Annotated in this window: 18 protein-coding genes; 8 read left to right on the forward strand and 10 right to left on the reverse strand. The window is 45.0% G+C overall.

What is annotated here, in order from left to right; translation table 11 throughout:
- Window positions 1–13: 13 nt before the first annotated feature.
- The 4 genes from ACQ4XT_RS17250 to ACQ4XT_RS17265 form a co-directional block, all read right to left on the reverse strand.
- Window positions 14–421, reverse strand: a complete 408-nt coding sequence (locus ACQ4XT_RS17250) for a hypothetical protein (protein WP_446854731.1) — start codon at window positions 419–421, stop codon at window positions 14–16.
- Window positions 422–480: 59 nt separating this feature from the next.
- Window positions 481–1,185 (reverse strand): DNA alkylation repair protein, encoded by a 705-nt coding sequence (locus ACQ4XT_RS17255; RefSeq protein ID WP_446854732.1) that lies wholly within the window; start codon window positions 1,183–1,185, stop codon window positions 481–483.
- A gap of 238 nt (window positions 1,186–1,423) precedes the next feature.
- Entirely contained in the window at window positions 1,424–2,281 is an 858-nt protein-coding gene (locus ACQ4XT_RS17260; protein WP_446854733.1) for a patatin-like phospholipase family protein, read from the reverse strand.
- Between the two features lie 114 nt (window positions 2,282–2,395).
- Window positions 2,396–2,545: an FbpB family small basic protein gene (locus ACQ4XT_RS17265; RefSeq protein ID WP_446854734.1), complete on the reverse strand. Its 150-nt coding sequence runs from the start codon at window positions 2,543–2,545 to the stop codon at window positions 2,396–2,398.
- A 110-nt stretch (window positions 2,546–2,655) separates the two neighbouring features.
- Here ACQ4XT_RS17265 and ACQ4XT_RS17270 point away from each other — a divergent pair, with 110 nt between their 5' ends.
- Complete coding sequence (locus ACQ4XT_RS17270; protein ID WP_446854735.1) at window positions 2,656–3,813, forward strand: aminotransferase A; 1,158 nt, start codon at window positions 2,656–2,658, stop codon at window positions 3,811–3,813.
- A 109-nt stretch (window positions 3,814–3,922) separates the two neighbouring features.
- Here the strand turns inward: ACQ4XT_RS17270 and ACQ4XT_RS17275 are convergent, their stop codons facing one another.
- Complete coding sequence (locus ACQ4XT_RS17275; RefSeq protein ID WP_446854736.1) at window positions 3,923–4,087, reverse strand: aspartyl-phosphate phosphatase Spo0E family protein; 165 nt, start codon at window positions 4,085–4,087, stop codon at window positions 3,923–3,925.
- Between the two features lie 296 nt (window positions 4,088–4,383).
- Between ACQ4XT_RS17275 and lepB the strand changes: the two genes are divergently transcribed.
- Complete coding sequence (lepB, locus tag ACQ4XT_RS17280; RefSeq protein ID WP_226588977.1) at window positions 4,384–4,905, forward strand: signal peptidase I; 522 nt, start codon at window positions 4,384–4,386, stop codon at window positions 4,903–4,905.
- A 75-nt stretch (window positions 4,906–4,980) separates the two neighbouring features.
- Here the strand turns inward: lepB and ACQ4XT_RS17285 are convergent, their stop codons facing one another.
- From ACQ4XT_RS17285 to ACQ4XT_RS17295, 3 genes are all read right to left on the reverse strand, one after another.
- Window positions 4,981–5,124 (reverse strand): YvrJ family protein, encoded by a 144-nt coding sequence (locus tag ACQ4XT_RS17285; RefSeq protein ID WP_446855729.1) that lies wholly within the window; start codon window positions 5,122–5,124, stop codon window positions 4,981–4,983.
- A gap of 633 nt (window positions 5,125–5,757) precedes the next feature.
- The gene (locus ACQ4XT_RS17290; protein WP_446854737.1) at window positions 5,758–5,970 is read right to left on the reverse strand and encodes a DUF2922 domain-containing protein; all 213 of its coding nucleotides are present in this window, start codon (window positions 5,968–5,970) and stop codon (window positions 5,758–5,760) included.
- A gap of 19 nt (window positions 5,971–5,989) precedes the next feature.
- Entirely contained in the window at window positions 5,990–6,214 is a 225-nt protein-coding gene (locus ACQ4XT_RS17295) for a DUF1659 domain-containing protein (RefSeq protein WP_446854738.1), read from the reverse strand.
- 533 nt (window positions 6,215–6,747) lie between these two features.
- On the opposite strand from ACQ4XT_RS17295, the gene ACQ4XT_RS17300 reads away from it, so the two are divergent.
- The 6 genes from ACQ4XT_RS17300 to ACQ4XT_RS17325 all read left to right on the forward strand — a co-directional run bounded on the left by ACQ4XT_RS17300 (window position 6,748) and on the right by ACQ4XT_RS17325 (window position 11,592).
- Entirely contained in the window at window positions 6,748–7,257 is a 510-nt protein-coding gene (locus tag ACQ4XT_RS17300) for a DoxX family protein (protein WP_446854739.1), read from the forward strand.
- Window positions 7,258–7,374: 117 nt separating this feature from the next.
- Window positions 7,375–8,148, forward strand: coding sequence for a carotenoid biosynthesis protein (locus ACQ4XT_RS17305; protein WP_446854740.1), 774 nt, complete (start codon window positions 7,375–7,377; stop codon window positions 8,146–8,148).
- Window positions 8,129–8,791 carry a lysophospholipid acyltransferase family protein gene (locus ACQ4XT_RS17310; protein WP_446854741.1) on the forward strand — a complete coding sequence of 221 codons (663 nt, stop codon included), beginning with the start codon at window positions 8,129–8,131 and terminating at the stop codon, window positions 8,789–8,791. Before ACQ4XT_RS17305 ends, ACQ4XT_RS17310 begins: the two co-directional genes overlap by 20 nt.
- Before the next feature lie 18 nt (window positions 8,792–8,809).
- Window positions 8,810–9,919, forward strand: coding sequence for a glycosyltransferase family 2 protein (locus ACQ4XT_RS17315; RefSeq protein WP_446854742.1), 1,110 nt, complete (start codon window positions 8,810–8,812; stop codon window positions 9,917–9,919).
- The gene (locus tag ACQ4XT_RS17320) at window positions 9,916–11,388 is read left to right on the forward strand and encodes a phytoene desaturase family protein (protein WP_446854743.1); all 1,473 of its coding nucleotides are present in this window, start codon (window positions 9,916–9,918) and stop codon (window positions 11,386–11,388) included. Before ACQ4XT_RS17315 ends, ACQ4XT_RS17320 begins: the two co-directional genes overlap by 4 nt.
- A gap of 42 nt (window positions 11,389–11,430) precedes the next feature.
- A complete protein-coding gene (locus ACQ4XT_RS17325) occupies window positions 11,431–11,592 on the forward strand; it encodes a DUF4021 domain-containing protein (protein WP_446854744.1) in 162 nt (53 codons plus the stop codon).
- Between the two features lie 43 nt (window positions 11,593–11,635).
- Here ACQ4XT_RS17325 and ACQ4XT_RS17330 read toward each other — a convergent pair whose 3' ends face one another.
- Both ACQ4XT_RS17330 and ACQ4XT_RS17335 read right to left on the reverse strand, forming a co-directional pair.
- On the reverse strand, window positions 11,636–12,865 hold the full coding sequence (locus tag ACQ4XT_RS17330; protein ID WP_446854745.1) for an MFS transporter: 1,230 nt from the start codon (window positions 12,863–12,865) through the stop codon (window positions 11,636–11,638).
- Between the two features lie 120 nt (window positions 12,866–12,985).
- Entirely contained in the window at window positions 12,986–14,488 is a 1,503-nt protein-coding gene (locus ACQ4XT_RS17335; protein ID WP_446854746.1) for a UDP-N-acetylmuramoyl-L-alanyl-D-glutamate--2,6-diaminopimelate ligase, read from the reverse strand.
- Window positions 14,489–14,590 lie beyond the last annotated feature (102 nt).

Consider the following 14,590-nt stretch of genomic DNA (forward strand, 5'->3'; position numbering starts at 1 on the left):
AGAAGGTTTCAAATCAGGCCGCTTTTCTTTTGTTTCGTTTCGATAGGCGCGCATAAAGCTTACGCATCCACCTTATGGTTACGTACACCACGCCGAAGCTGCTGATGGCAAGAAGGCAAACAGACCAATAGGAGGCGGGCAGTGTTGAAGTCGTGTCAGACATCGCGTAACGATCGACAAGCTGAAGAAAGACCAGGGCTAGAAGAGTGCTTGTCACATAACTTGATAAGGTCTTCCAATGATTCAGCATCATCCATTCGATGACTGGTTTGACGACCCACATGAGGGACAGCATAAACAGAAAGACGAGTGAGAATTGAACATACTCCGGCTCCAGACCGAACACATCCAAGAGATCGTGATCAAGCCAGCTAATGGTTTCATCTAAAAACGATGGATCGAACCATTCCATAATATTCATTTTCTACCGCTCCTTGTTCGTTTTTTACCATTATGAACAAGGATAGAATGGAATAAACTTCACGCCTCTAAAAGGTGTGGATGTTTGTTTTTCAGCCACTTTAAACCTTCACGTCGGCTAAGTGGCCGTACTTCCTCCTGATTAAGGTAGTCGATGACCGCAGCTGCATCGGTTTTGCTGTATTCGCGGAGCGCCCACCCGATTGCTTTTTCAATAAAAAATTCTTTTTCATGCTTGAGGGCATCTATCGTTTCGAAAAGGAGGGGAGCATCTGTTTTTTCTTTATATTTCAACTGATGCAGGACGCTCGACCGTCTGACCCATAGGTGATCGGACTCTCTCCACTCTTCTGTGTAGGGGCGCAGCTTGTCTTCGTATCGAAGAAAATATTCGCCGCACAATGTGGATGCAATCATATCGACCGTGTCCCACCACGGTTTCGTCATAAGCAACTGTTTGTATGTATCAATGCTGTGTTCCGGGGCTTTTTTGATCCCTTTTTCAAGAAAAGCGAGAGCAGCGTAGTGACATTCTCTTTCCGACTTTTGAAAAAGGAGCACCGCCGCTTCTAATCGTTCATCTGCCGTCATATCTTTGTATTCTTTCAGCAAAGGTGCGAGGATGCGTTTCCGATCAGGCGCTTTAATCCCGAAAAAAGGGAAATGATTTTTCATGTAATTCTCCATAGGGATTCGCTGATCTTCATCTCTATGTTTTTCTAAAACTGTCGTCACGTTCTCACATAATTCAGCAGGTCTGTTCATTCCTTCTCCTCCGTTTCATTAAAAAGGCGTACGCCGACGATCAGGAACATCGATACACTCCATACAAAGGCACCGTCCAAAGATGAAAGGACATCGCAGCTGATGCCATCGATTGAGGTTCATCCTGAGAAGCCCTGGGGCGCAGTGATCGAAGTGCCTATACCAGAAAAGCCATGGAAAAGAAAAGATGAGCAGCCATATGGGCGCTTGTTCCCTTTTCTCTTCATCAGGAAAACGATCATCCCCGGACTTGCAGAAACTGCTCCAGCCTTGTTGCATGGGCCTCCGCTTCTTCATATCCTTGAGCATACAAGTCATGCAGACGGTCACGATTCCGTTCGATTCTGCTCACTTTCAAAGGCTTTAAAGGCCGGATGACAAACGCATCTCCGTTTTGTTCCGCTTCTTTCACTTTTTGCAATTGCTGATTATAACGAAGGTGCCTTTCAAGCAGGGCTTTCGCGAAGAGCGGAAACTTTTTGTACTTCCGGTTGAAATACCAGCCGGCTTTCATTCTACCTTTGATGTATCCATCATTGCGTGTAAGCACCACGACATGCTTTTTGTTCCCATCCCGTTCAGAAGCCTGCATCGGTATAGGGTCGGCAATTCCTCCATCCATCAACTCCCGACCATCATACAGAATGCTTGGGGCGACCATCGGTAAAGAGCTCGAGGCCCGTATGACTTTCAACAGACTCTCCCTGTCAGGAAAACGGTCGTAAAAGACAGGTTCTCCCGTATTCATATCTGTAGTCCCCACGACAAAACGCGTTTTCTGCTGAAGGAACGTGTCATAATCGAACGGAACAAGTTGATTAGGAAGCTTATCAAATATGAAATCCATTCCAAACAACTGACGTTTCGTAATCATCCTTTTGTACGATATGTATTCCGGATGCGCCCCATATTCGACGATCACTTCATAGTTCCTTCCCCTCTGTTTCGCGACGTAAGAGCTGCCATTACATGCTCCGGCCGATGCTCCGACCACATAGGGGATGTGTATGTCTTCATCGAGAAAGAAATCAAGCACGCCCGCGGTGTATGCGCCTCTCATCCCACCGCCTTCAAGAACTAAACCAACATCATCCATAAGATATAAACACCTTCCTTTTCTCATTTGTTCCCATATCTATATTTTGCCATGTTCTCTTAGAAAAGTAAAAAAGCAACCCCTTCTATGCGGTTGCTTTTTGGTGTGATATCATCAGTTTACATAAGCATCGGAATCGTTTTTCCTTGTATGTTTTTCATCTATTTGACGTTCGATTTTTTCGATTGCTTCCTGATCGTTCAACAATTGTTGTTTATTACGATCCACTAAGTCTTCAAAGGAAATTCGTTTGTAACTTCTCATTATACAACTCCTTTCATAGGCTTATTTTAAATTATAACAAAATTCAACAAATTCCACGCAATAATTGTTTGAACATTTTGTTAACTTTATGTAAAGAAGGAGAATACGCATTGGAACACTTCATCAATCCAAAAGTCAAGCAAATAGAAATATCAGGAATCCGGCGTTTTTTCAACATGGTCTCCCACTATGAAGACGTTATTTCATTGACTATCGGACAGCCTGATTTCCCCACACCTCCTCAAGTGAAAGAAGCGGGAGTTCAGGCCATCAAAAATAATCATACGAGTTACACGCACAATGCCGGGATGCTGCCCCTTAGAAAAGCCATTCAGCAGCATGTGAAAGTTTCTTATGGACTCGATTATGAAGCGGAAGAAGAAATCATCGTCACCGTCGGAGCTTCCCAGGCGCTTGATATTACGCTGCGAACGATCATCCAGCCTGGGGATGAAGTGCTGCTGCCAGGTCCGGTCTATCCCGGGTATGAGCCGCTGATCCGCTTAGCCGGCGGGACCCCTGTGTTCATCGATACATGTCAGGATGGATTTAAGTTGACGGGGGAGAAAATCAAAGAGAAGATCACTTCAAAAACAAAAGCCGTTATTATGCCGTATCCATCCAATCCAACGGGAGTTTCTTTGACGGAAGAAGAGCTGCGCGGGATTGCGAATGTGATCAAAGAGCATCAAATTTTCTTATTAGCCGATGAAATTTACAGTGAACTTGTATATGATCGTCCGCACACATCTATAGCAAGCTTTTCAGATGTTCGCGACCAGGTGATCGTCATTAACGGGGTGTCGAAATCCCACAGTATGACCGGCTGGAGAATCGGGTACCTCCTCGCCCCTTCCTGGCTGAGCCGGCACCTATTGAAAGTGCATCAGTACAATGTCTCCTGCGCTAGTTCAATCAGTCAGCACGCGGCACTAGAGGCGTTGACCAACGGAAAAAAAGAAGCCGAATCGATGCGTGATGCTTATAAGGAAAGAAGAGCGTTCGTCGTCAAACGCCTCAATCAAATGGGCCTTCCATTTGCTGAGCCGAATGGAGCCTTCTACATTTTCCTGAACTTCCCATTGAATGGAAAGACGACGTTCGAGCGTGCTGTGCAGCTCGTAGAAGAAGCAGGAGTTGCCCTTGTTCCAGGGGATGCCTTTTCAGAATATGGGAAAGGCTATATGCGCCTATCCTATGCCTACAGTATGGCTACGTTGGAAAAAGGACTGCAGCGCCTGGAGGACTTCATCTCAACAGAGGATTGAGCTTCCCTGTAGATCTTCAGGTACGACGGGAGGACCACTGTTCTGACGCCTCATAAGGTCCTTAAAATAGACATAAAAGAACTCATGGATGCGGATTCCATGAGTTCTTTTAATTCGGCTTATCTTTTTGTACTTCATTCAAAAGGGCATCGAGTTGTTGACTGATTCTCACAGACTCTGGACTCGACAACCCTTTTTCAAACGCCACTTTCGTCATTTTCTTACGCAAATACTCTAATTCAGCAATACGAGGATCTTTGTCGGCCACTTGCACTATCGACTACCTCCTGACTTGTTCTTATCCTTATTGTACATCTTTTATAAAAAAATGAAAAGAATGTGTGTTCGCATCCAGTTCTTGCACGAAATGAATTATCTCAATTTTCTTTACTATTGTAAAGACAATCGGTAAAGGTTCTGATATTTCGACAGATAGCGATAAAATAAAAAATCACCTGTTAGGAGAGTTTACAATTTCGTAAAACCCTTCTCCCGTACCTTTTCTTTCCGTTACGATATGGTAAAATTAAGGATGAGATATTCTATGTTCATCTAGAAAGGAAGATGAGTTTGTCTGAGCAATCTAAAAAAGAATGGTTGGAATGGTTGAAAGCCATTGCTGTTGCCATTACACTCGCATTTATATTACGAACATTTTTCTTTGCCACCTCGATCGTTGAAGGGGCCAGTATGGACCCGACACTAAAAAACGGGGAACGCGTCATGTTCAATAAGATTATATATTATGTAGATGAACCTGAACGAGGGGATATCGTCATCATTGAGAGACCAGTTAAAAGTTATGTAAAACGAGTCATCGGACAGCCGGGAGATACAGTGGAGATCCGTAATCATGAACTGTATGTAAACGGTGAAGAGCAGACTCAGGAATACTTGACGGAAGAGGCAGCGTCCTCAACGAGAGATTTCGGTCCCATCGAAGTTCCAAAAGGAAAATATTTCGTCATGGGAGACAACCGTTCCATCAGTAAAGACAGCCGCAATGGACTTGGTTTTGTGGAAGAGGAAGAAATCATCGGACGTACCGAATTGATCATTTACCCCTTCAATGAATGGGGCTTAACGAAATAAACAGACAAACGACCCGCCGTTCAAATGGCGGGTCGTTTGATTTCCTCTTATTTGTGAATCAGAAAAGCTATGCATTCATTTAGTCGTGACGATTTTCTCTGGCAGCTGATGTAGCGTTTCAATCAGTTGATCAAGTTTTCCTTCCACGCGGTGCAGCAAGTAAAACGTCACCGCCATTGGAAAACCAACATCGGCTAAAATTGAAATCCACGCATCAATCCCCATCCTTTCACCTCTTCTCCTAAAATTTATAGATGCTTTCGAATTTGAAAACTTAGTATAGAGATACAAGGGGTTCTTTGCCTGTGTTGAGCGTCAGGGGTGGCTGGGAAGCTACTCGCTTTCCTGTGGGGGAGCGTCGAGCTTCCTCGGACTGCGTCCTGCGGGATCTCGCCTGTCTCCTTCTCCCACGGGAGTCTCGCAGCTTCCCAACCACCCCATTCGATATAGGTGAGAAACGAACCCCTTCACCAAGTTGGATGCTCTCCCACTATCCTAACGGCTAAAAGGATATGGCGCTCTATATCAAGCTTTTACGTTCTTTACAGAGGCTTATATGGTACACTTGCAAGCTAATATTTACAGAAGTGGTTTCGAGAATCTTCCTTGGTAAGGGGCGGAGGGGAATGGCGAGACTCCTGCGGGAAAAAAGTGCTTGGTGAGACCCCACAGGACGTAGTCCGAGGAGGCTCACCGCGCTCCCGCGGAAAGCGAGTTATTCCCCGGAGCCCCCATCCACTCCATAAAAGTCTCGAAACGGTGTCTTCCAAAATTCTGCCATATGCTTGAATAACTGATCATGATTGTTTTTGCTAAAAAGAGCCGCTACTTTGGATAGCGGCTCTTTCGTTTTTAGAATGTGATATCGAAGACGTTGCGTTCGACGATCCTTGCTTCTTTCTTCTCAACAAGTTCTCCACCGTTGGAATAAAAACAACCTTGAGCAATGATAGCGTCCATTGCAGCAGTGACCTGGGCTGTATCAACAGGCTCTACGGGGTCGTCCAGGCTGATGGTGACTGTTTTTCCTTCTTCATTTAAAAATTTCAGCTCCAACTTTTTCATTTATTCTCCTCCTATCTGATTATGATTCCGTCAAGACAGAGCGGTCATCACGAGCGATATCGACAAGGATGTGCTGCTGTAACGGGTATAGAGCGATAGATACTTCATGCAATTGTTCGTCTGTAGCACTTGTTTTGATGTTGTTGAATGATTTACGTTTAAGGACCATGTTTCCGTCTTCATCCGTTCCTGTTGAAAAGACAAGCTGCAAGCGACTGTCTACTTTCAAAGTATTTACGGCCATCTGCTTCACCTCCTCTCACTTCTATAATCGAAGGAGAAGAGAAAAAAGTGTCGACCGCTAACTTTTTTTCATATTTAAAAGTTTACCTTATATGTTTCAGTTAACTAAAGAACATAAAAAAGCGTCGGGGGAAGGAACCTGTTAAGGCTCCTTCCCCCGACGCTTTTTTTCATTAAGTATCAACCGTTATCAAAAATCGTTAATCCTATGAGTCCTAGCATTACAATAATACTTACAAAAAACATGATCATTTCCATCCTTGTTCCACCCCTCTTTCTTCTCTATCATAGCAAATATTTAAAGCGTTTGCTTTGGTTGTTTTCTATTCCTTGTATATTTTATCTTTCCCTGAAATGTAAATAGAAACACTCGTCTTTTCATAATCCTGACATAACTAATTGGACATATTGTGAAATTGTGATCAAAGTGTGGATATTCTTTCCTTCTCACCATATACTTGAATTGTAAGAAAGAGATCTTCTTACACAACATCATGTGAAATGATGAACAAACTTTGATAAGGAGTGAGTGACATGTTGAATGAACTGTTACGGAACAACAAAGGGATTGCAATGATTCTTACTGTCTTCCGCATTTATCTAGGCTATGCCTGGTTGACTGCCGGCATCGGAAAAATCACAGGCGGGTTTGAAGTGAGTGGCTTTCTGAATGGAGCCATTGTGAAGGCAGAAGGCGCGCACCCGGCTGTCCAGGGATGGTGGGCTGTATTCCTTGAACAATTCGCCCTTCCGAATCATGAGTTTTTCGCTTTCATCGTCATGTGGGGAGAAGTTCTCGTCGGTATTGCACTTATTTTAGGATTATTCACGAACGCAGCTGCTCTCGGTGGCATTCTCATGAACTTCGCTTTCTTATTCAGCGGAACGGTCAGCACGAATCCGCAGATGGTTCTGCTAACGATCTTCCTTCTAGTTGCCGGTGCCAATGCCGGACGTTATGGATTAGATCGCTGGGTCTTGCCAATGCTCAAAAAACAAGGCACCAAACTTCACATGGGAAGAGGAAGACTGGCTCATCAATAATACATCAAGCCCTATGTCATCGCGCATAGGGCTTTTTTCGTTTATTTTACTTCTGGATGAGGTATGATGATTTTATACATTATTCTTTTGAGGACCGTACAATAAGAGAGGTGTCCTATGGCAAATTATTTCTACCGCTTTTTTATTTTTTGGTACATATGTGGCGTGTTTCTAGTAACTTTCGACTGGCTTCCCCCCTGGCTCGAATGGGCGAACAGCGTTTTTTTAATTTCTGCCGGCATCGTCGCAGGCATTTATTTTATTAAAATGTACGGGGTTTGGCGTGGGATTATCTACAGCTTGATCATCATTATCGTCAGTATTTACGTGGAACACTTAGGTGTAGAATACAATTTCTTATTCGGAGCCTATCACTATACAGATAATTTTGGATTAAAGATTGCAGACACCCCCATTACCATTGGATTTGCATGGCTTCTGATTATCGGATGCTCTCATGAACTGGCACGTATTCTATCGAAGGGATGGGGTCTTTGGGCCAGTCGGTTCATTTTTGTTGTCACCGGTGCGCTCGCAGCGGTGACGATGGATCTCATTCTTGATCCAGTCTCCTTTAAGGTGAAGGAGTATTGGATTTGGGAAGATCCTGGCTTCTATTATGATATCCCATTTTCAAACTTTTTTGGCTGGTTTGTTCTGGCTGCACTGTTTCACCTGATTTTCCTATTCATTCATCGGGATGTGGTAGAGAGGAACGTTCAACCTTGGCCGGGAAGGATGGTCCTGACGTTCGGTCTGATCATATTCCTGTTTATTTGTATCGCCTTCACCGGACGGTTGTATGGGGCGATTGCGTTCGTGAGTACCCTTACACTCGTATGGTATGGCTTGTACTTTTGGAGGAGATCAAATGTTTCTACCCGCACGTAAAACGGCATGGATTGAGTGGGGTTTCACCCGTTTCAACCGTTTATTTTTAAACTATCATTTCAACAAAATTCTGATCCAGCCCCCTTCTTCCCTACCTGATGAGAAGACCCTTTTTCTTATCAATCATTCGACATGGTGGGATCCGCTTTTCATCTTTTACATCAATGATCGTCTCGTGAAATCAGACGGATATGGCATGATGCATGAAGAGGGTATCCGCCGCTTCCCTTTCTTTCGGAGAATTGGAGCTTATTCAGTGAACGGTGATGATCGCCGCCATTTGGTGCAATCGTTGCACTACAGCAGGCGTTTGCTAGAAGAGAGCAAAACGGTGTGGATCTTCCCTCAAGGGAATGAACAGCCTCTCGAGAAAAGGCCGCTTGAATTTTTTTCAGGTATCAGTTACCTTACCCAGCAATGTCCGGACATAAAAGTCGTACCTGTTTCCCTATACTATGCGCTTGAACATACGAAAAAGCCGAATGCCTACATACGCCTGGGAGAAGCACTGCCCCCACTGGAATACGCAGGCCTCTCCAGAAAAGAGATGACACGATATTTTGAGGAGGCGGCAACCAAACAGCTTGACCAATTACGGCAGGACGTCATCGAAGAAAATCTTCAATCCTTTAAAAAACTGTAATGGAAAGGGGGAATCGTCATGTCGCTATTTTTTATTCTCTTGATCATAACCATCGTTTTGAATGTGTGGACGATTATTAACAGTCTCTTCCTCTATCCTTTATCTGCGAAAAGAGAGCTGGAAGACCAGCCATCCGTTTCGCTGCTTGTACCGTTAAGAAACGAAGCAGGAAATGTGGAGGGGATGGTCAGGTCGCTGCGTTCGCTTACTTATCCCGATTTGGAAATGATTCTGCTTGATGATCATTCGGAAGATGGAACATTGGAAAAGCTCAACGAACAGGTGGCCGATGATGAACGTTTTTCTGTAATTCAAGGAAAAGAACTTCCGGAAGGCTGGAACGGAAAAGTTCATGCGTGTCACCAGCTCTCCCAGGCCGCCAATGGCGATTATTACTTATTCCTTGATGCCGATGCACGTGTCGCTCCCGGAATCATTCAACAAACGCTCGCCATGATGCAGCAGAAAAAAGCGAGCATGTTAAGCGGATTTCCGAATTACCCGAATCACCATTTTCTGAGTCATATGCTCGTCCCGCTTCAACATATGGTCGTCCTGCTCCATCTTCCCCTGTTCGTCGCCAACCGGACGACGAAGCCGATGTTCACGGCTGCGTGCGGGATCTTTCTTATGATTGATAGAAAAGCATATGAAGCGATTGGAGGTCATGCATCCGTCAAAGACTCGCTGGTCGAAGACGTACATATTGCGAGAGAAGTGAAAAAACATGGATACAAGATGGTCCTCGCTAACATTACAGAATCCGTCCTTTCCTACATGTATGATTCTGGAAAAGAGACGTGGGAAGGCTTTAAAAAAAATGTGTACACAGGTATTGGCCGATCAGCGGGTATGGTCTTGAACCTGACCTTATTTTATGCCGTAGTCTTCTTAGCCCCGGCCGGCTTTGCCATAGTGGGACTGGTTACCGGTGATTACGCCTTTTTTCTTCCATACCTTTTGACGGTTGCGTTCAAGATGTACGTGGACGCACGGACAGGTCATCCGTTATGGCTTTCCTTCCTCCTGCCTGTGGCCGTTGTGCTGCTGATTTCGATTATGATGGCGTCAATGTTCGTACATAAACGAGGGGAAAAATACCAATGGAAAGGGAGGTTCTATCAATGAAAGTAGCCATCATCGGGGGCGGACTCGGCGGCTTATCTGCTGCTGTGACCCTCGCAAAACATGGAGTGGACGTCAGGCTGTTCGAAAAAAATGAACACTTTGGCGGAAAAATGATGAGCGTCGATGAATCTGGATTTCATTTTGATTTTGGTCCCAATACGATCACGATGCCTGAAGTGTTTCAGGACGTCATACGTCAAGGGGGACTTGATCCCCGTGAGGAGCTTCCTTTTGCGAAAATCGTCACCCACACGAGAAATGAGTTTCATGATGGGACAACTTTTGATTTCTCTACAGATCAGACGTATATGAAACGTCAGCTGGAAAAAATGGATCCTAAAGGACATGTCATGTATGAAGATTTTCTTATAGAAATCGAACGCTTGTACCACCTATCCCAAAAGCACTTTTTACACAGGACCTTCAATGGGTGGCTCGACTACCTTTCCCCTTCTCTGGCGAAAAGCATGACGAAGGTACGTCCGCTTGAATCGATGGACCACTTTTTCACACGGTATTTTTCAAATCCGAAGATCATCCAATCATTAAATCGGTATTCCACCTACATCGGTTCCAACCCTTATCAAGCACCAGCCACGTTCAGTATGATTGCTCACCTTGAGTGGAATGATGGGGTTTATTTTGTCCGCGGGGGCAACACACGGATTGCAGATCGGTTCGTTAAAGCTGCGGAGAACGTCGGAGTCCGGCTGTACAGCGGAACTAAAATAAATCATATCCTTCACGCAAATCAAAGAGTGACAGGAGTCGAAACGGAAGATGGCGAGCGCTATGAGGCGGACCATGTCATCTTGAACGGGGACCTCCTCCATTCTGTTCCGGAGTTGATTGATTCTGAAGCGAGAGGCAAACTGACGAACCAGAAGCTGAAAGGCTACGATCCTTCCATTTCTGCCTTTGTCATTATGGCTGGGCTTGATACGAAACTCAGCCGTTTGAAGCATCATCATTTGTTTTTCTCAAACGACTATAAAAAGGAATTCAATGTTTTAAAGAACGGTTATTACGCTGACGATCCGACGATCTACATATGCACTTCTTCCAAATCGGATTATTCCGTCTCTCATCAGGGGGACAACTGTTTTATCCTGGTCAACGCTCCCGCTCTCAATGAAAAAGACGGATACGATAAACAAGCCTATAAGGAGCACATTTATGATCGACTTCAGGAAGCCGGCGTTCCCATCAAAGATCATATCCAGGTGGAAAAAGTCTGGGATCCAGAAGACATCCAAAACCATTTCGGTGCTTATCGAGGGTCGTTATACGGGCCGTCCTCAAACCGCCGGTCACAGGCTTTTATGAGACCCTTCAATAAATCTCAGGATCTTGATGGTCTCTGGTTTTGCGGAGGAAGCACGCACCCGGGCGGCGGGTCCCCGATGGTCGTTTTGAGCGGCCAGAACGTCGCCAACGAAATTCTCGGAAAGATTGTCCAAATCGAATAACTCCTCTCCTTTTCAGGCAAGCTAAAATGGGAGGTGTACGGAATGGATAAGAACAAACGCGACCAACCGAGAAAAGAAGAAAAAAGGCCGGTGAATCCCATAACCAATGACCTTGGTGTCGATCAGGATGAACAGGCGATGAATGGCGATTATGGCATGCTTGAGACGGAAGAAGAAGATCGCCTGCACGACCGTAAAAAATAAAAAGAGGAAAGCATAGATGTGATGCTATGCTTTCCTCTTTTTTTTAATCATCCAAAGATAAAGTTTCATCCATTCTAAAAAGTGAAAAGATGCCGGATAATACCGGAAGCGCACCAACGATCCCGATCGCCCATGGGACGGATAAGACATCCGCGAAAACTCCTGCGAGTATTGCTCCGAATGCATAGCCGCTGTCGCGCCAAAAACGGTAAACTCCCATAGATGTGGCTCTCCAATCCGGACGTGCCACATCACTGATCGATGCCAGAATGGTTGGGTAAACCATCGCCGTACCAATCCCTAAGAAGAGGGCACCGGCCAGCCACATGCTGTACGTTTGAACGAGGAGAATAAACCATAAAGAGAGCCCTTGCAGCAGCATTCCTGACACAATCAGCTTCTTTCTGCCAATTTTGTCACTCCATATGCCTGTAAACAATTGAAAGAATCCCCAGGCTGCAGGGTACAACGCGACCACTGTCCCTACCTGACCCACGCTCAGGCCGCCCGCACTCAGGAAAATAGGAAACAACCCCCAGGCCATTCCATCTTTCAAGTTCGTCGTCAGACCAGCCAGACTGCTGCTCGATAAGTTTTTATTTTTCCATGTGGTTTGCTTGAATACCTCTTTTGTAGATAAAGCAGCAATCATACCTTCCTTTTTCACCTGGCTTTGAACATGTTTTTCTGTATCTTCAGCGAAGCATGATAAGAAAAGTCCTATGAAAACGAGAACGATGCCGATATAGAAAGGTTCTGGTGTGAGCGAATAACGAGATGCCACGTAACCTGAAACAGCCGCCATTACAGCGACACCAATGTAGCCTGCGAATTCATTAAAACCAACTGCCAAACCTCTTTGTTCAGGTTTCGCAAGATCCACTTTCATATTCACCGTCATTGACCACGTAAGGGCCTGATTGATTCCAAGGAAAATATTCGCTACGACGATCATCCACCATGCTTCAGCAAAGATGACGAATAGAGGGACAACCAGACCGATGATCCAGCCACCTAAAAGTACGCGTTTTCTCCCCCACCGGTCCGCCATACTTCCCGCGAAAAAGTTCATCAGCGCTTTTGAAAAACCGAAGCTGACGATAAAGGAAAGTGCAGCACTTGTTGAAGCCATTCCATAAAGCTCTTCTCCTAGGATCGGCAGAATGGTTCGTTCTAAACCGACCATTGAACCGACAAAAAAGTTAATGACAACAAGTAGCGAAAATGAAAGCAGATTGGCTTTTACACCTAAACGAATCGGGTTGGGTTTCATTTTTTCCCTCCTCTCTAAATTATGGATCTTTCCATAGAGACTATCATACTACACAGGGTATACTTTTCAAAACGTCCCGACTAAACAGGAAAAGAGCAAAGGGCTGCATCCCTTTGCTCTTTATACTGGCTTTTTATAGCTTTCTACATGGTTGAAATAATCGTCAATAACTGCAAGTTCGGAGTAAGGGACTTTTTCATCACCAATGATCTGGTATCCACCAAATCCGATACCTGTCAGTAAAACAAGGTCCCCTGGTCCAGCCAAGTCGAGGGACTTGTGAATACCTTCTTCTCTGCGGAGCCGTGTATGGATATGGGGAGAAAATCCACGTGTGAAGCCACGGCATACATCATTGATGACCGTTTGGCGATCCGCATGGCCCGGTTGGTCGACGCTGACGACAATTTCATCCGCCACACCTTCCACAACCTCAGCCATCCGCGGTCGTTTTTTAGGATCCCGAAGTCCAATACCCGTAATCATCACCACGAGTTTCCGATGAGGAATCTGAACGACAGCTTCTAAGACATGAGATAAGGCATCCGGGGTATGAGCATAATCCAATAGAATTTGGTAGGGGACTTCTTTTTCAACGATTTGGAAACGTCCCTCCGGTTTCCTGATGGTATCGATGACCGATAAAATAGACGTTATGGAAAAACCGACATGATGACAGGCTGCAATGGCGGCAAGCAAATTTGATACATTGTATTCTCCAAAAACCGGAGCCTGCACCTTATATTTCATTCCAAATGCATCCAGATCGAACGTGGTACCTGTTCTGGTCGAGTGGATGTGAGAGGCTTGCAGGTCGGCAGGCTGGCGAATGCCATAAGTGGTCGCAGGGCCTTGAAACGCTTGAATGAGATCATCAGCCATCAAGGGATCATCTACATTAATCACCGCCTGATCAGCCTGCTGAAACAACTTCATTTTCGCCGCTTTATAAGCATCCATTGTCTGATGAAATTCCAAATGTTCCGGGGTAAGATTGGTGTGGACCGCTACATTGAAGTGGATTGTTTCTAATCGTTTTTGTTCAAGGGCGATTGATGTGGATTCAATGACGGCTGCTTGCATCTTTTCCTCACAGAAATATTCCAGAACTTTATGAATATCCGGTGCTTCCGGAGTAGTCGGTACCGTTTGTTTGAAATCCGTTTTTTTGCGATCATCCCATATGCCCGCTGTCCCAAGTGATCCCGTCCGGAACGAAAGGCTGTTTAGAATGGAATGCGTGAACGTCGCCACCGTCGTTTTCCCGTTGGTACCCGTTACACCGATTGTATGTAAAGATTCTGATGGAGAGCCACACACAATGGACGACAATACAGCAAGAGCAGAGCGGCTATCCTGTACACAAACGAAGCTGAGGTCTGGGTGTTCAGCTGCATAAAAATCTAGCACCTCTCCATATGTTCCGACAATGGTTTGGGCACCCGCTTCGATCGCCTGCTTTATGAATAAGTGACCATCATGATGTTCTCCATTTATGCAAATAAAAGCATCTCCCGCTTCAACTTCCCTTGAATCATAGGAAACGGAGTGAATCTCCTGTCGTTCAGGACCCTTGAAAGAACCGTGCAATAGTTCGCTCAAGATGTAGGTTTTCTTTGTCATATCATCATCCTCTGTTCACTAAAATCCGCTTTATTTCGATAAAGTAACACATTATTTAATTTCCCACATTCGAGAGTATTGAAACCTAACATCTCGAATTCG

Source organism: Halobacillus sp. 12SKB (genome assembly GCF_052941655.1).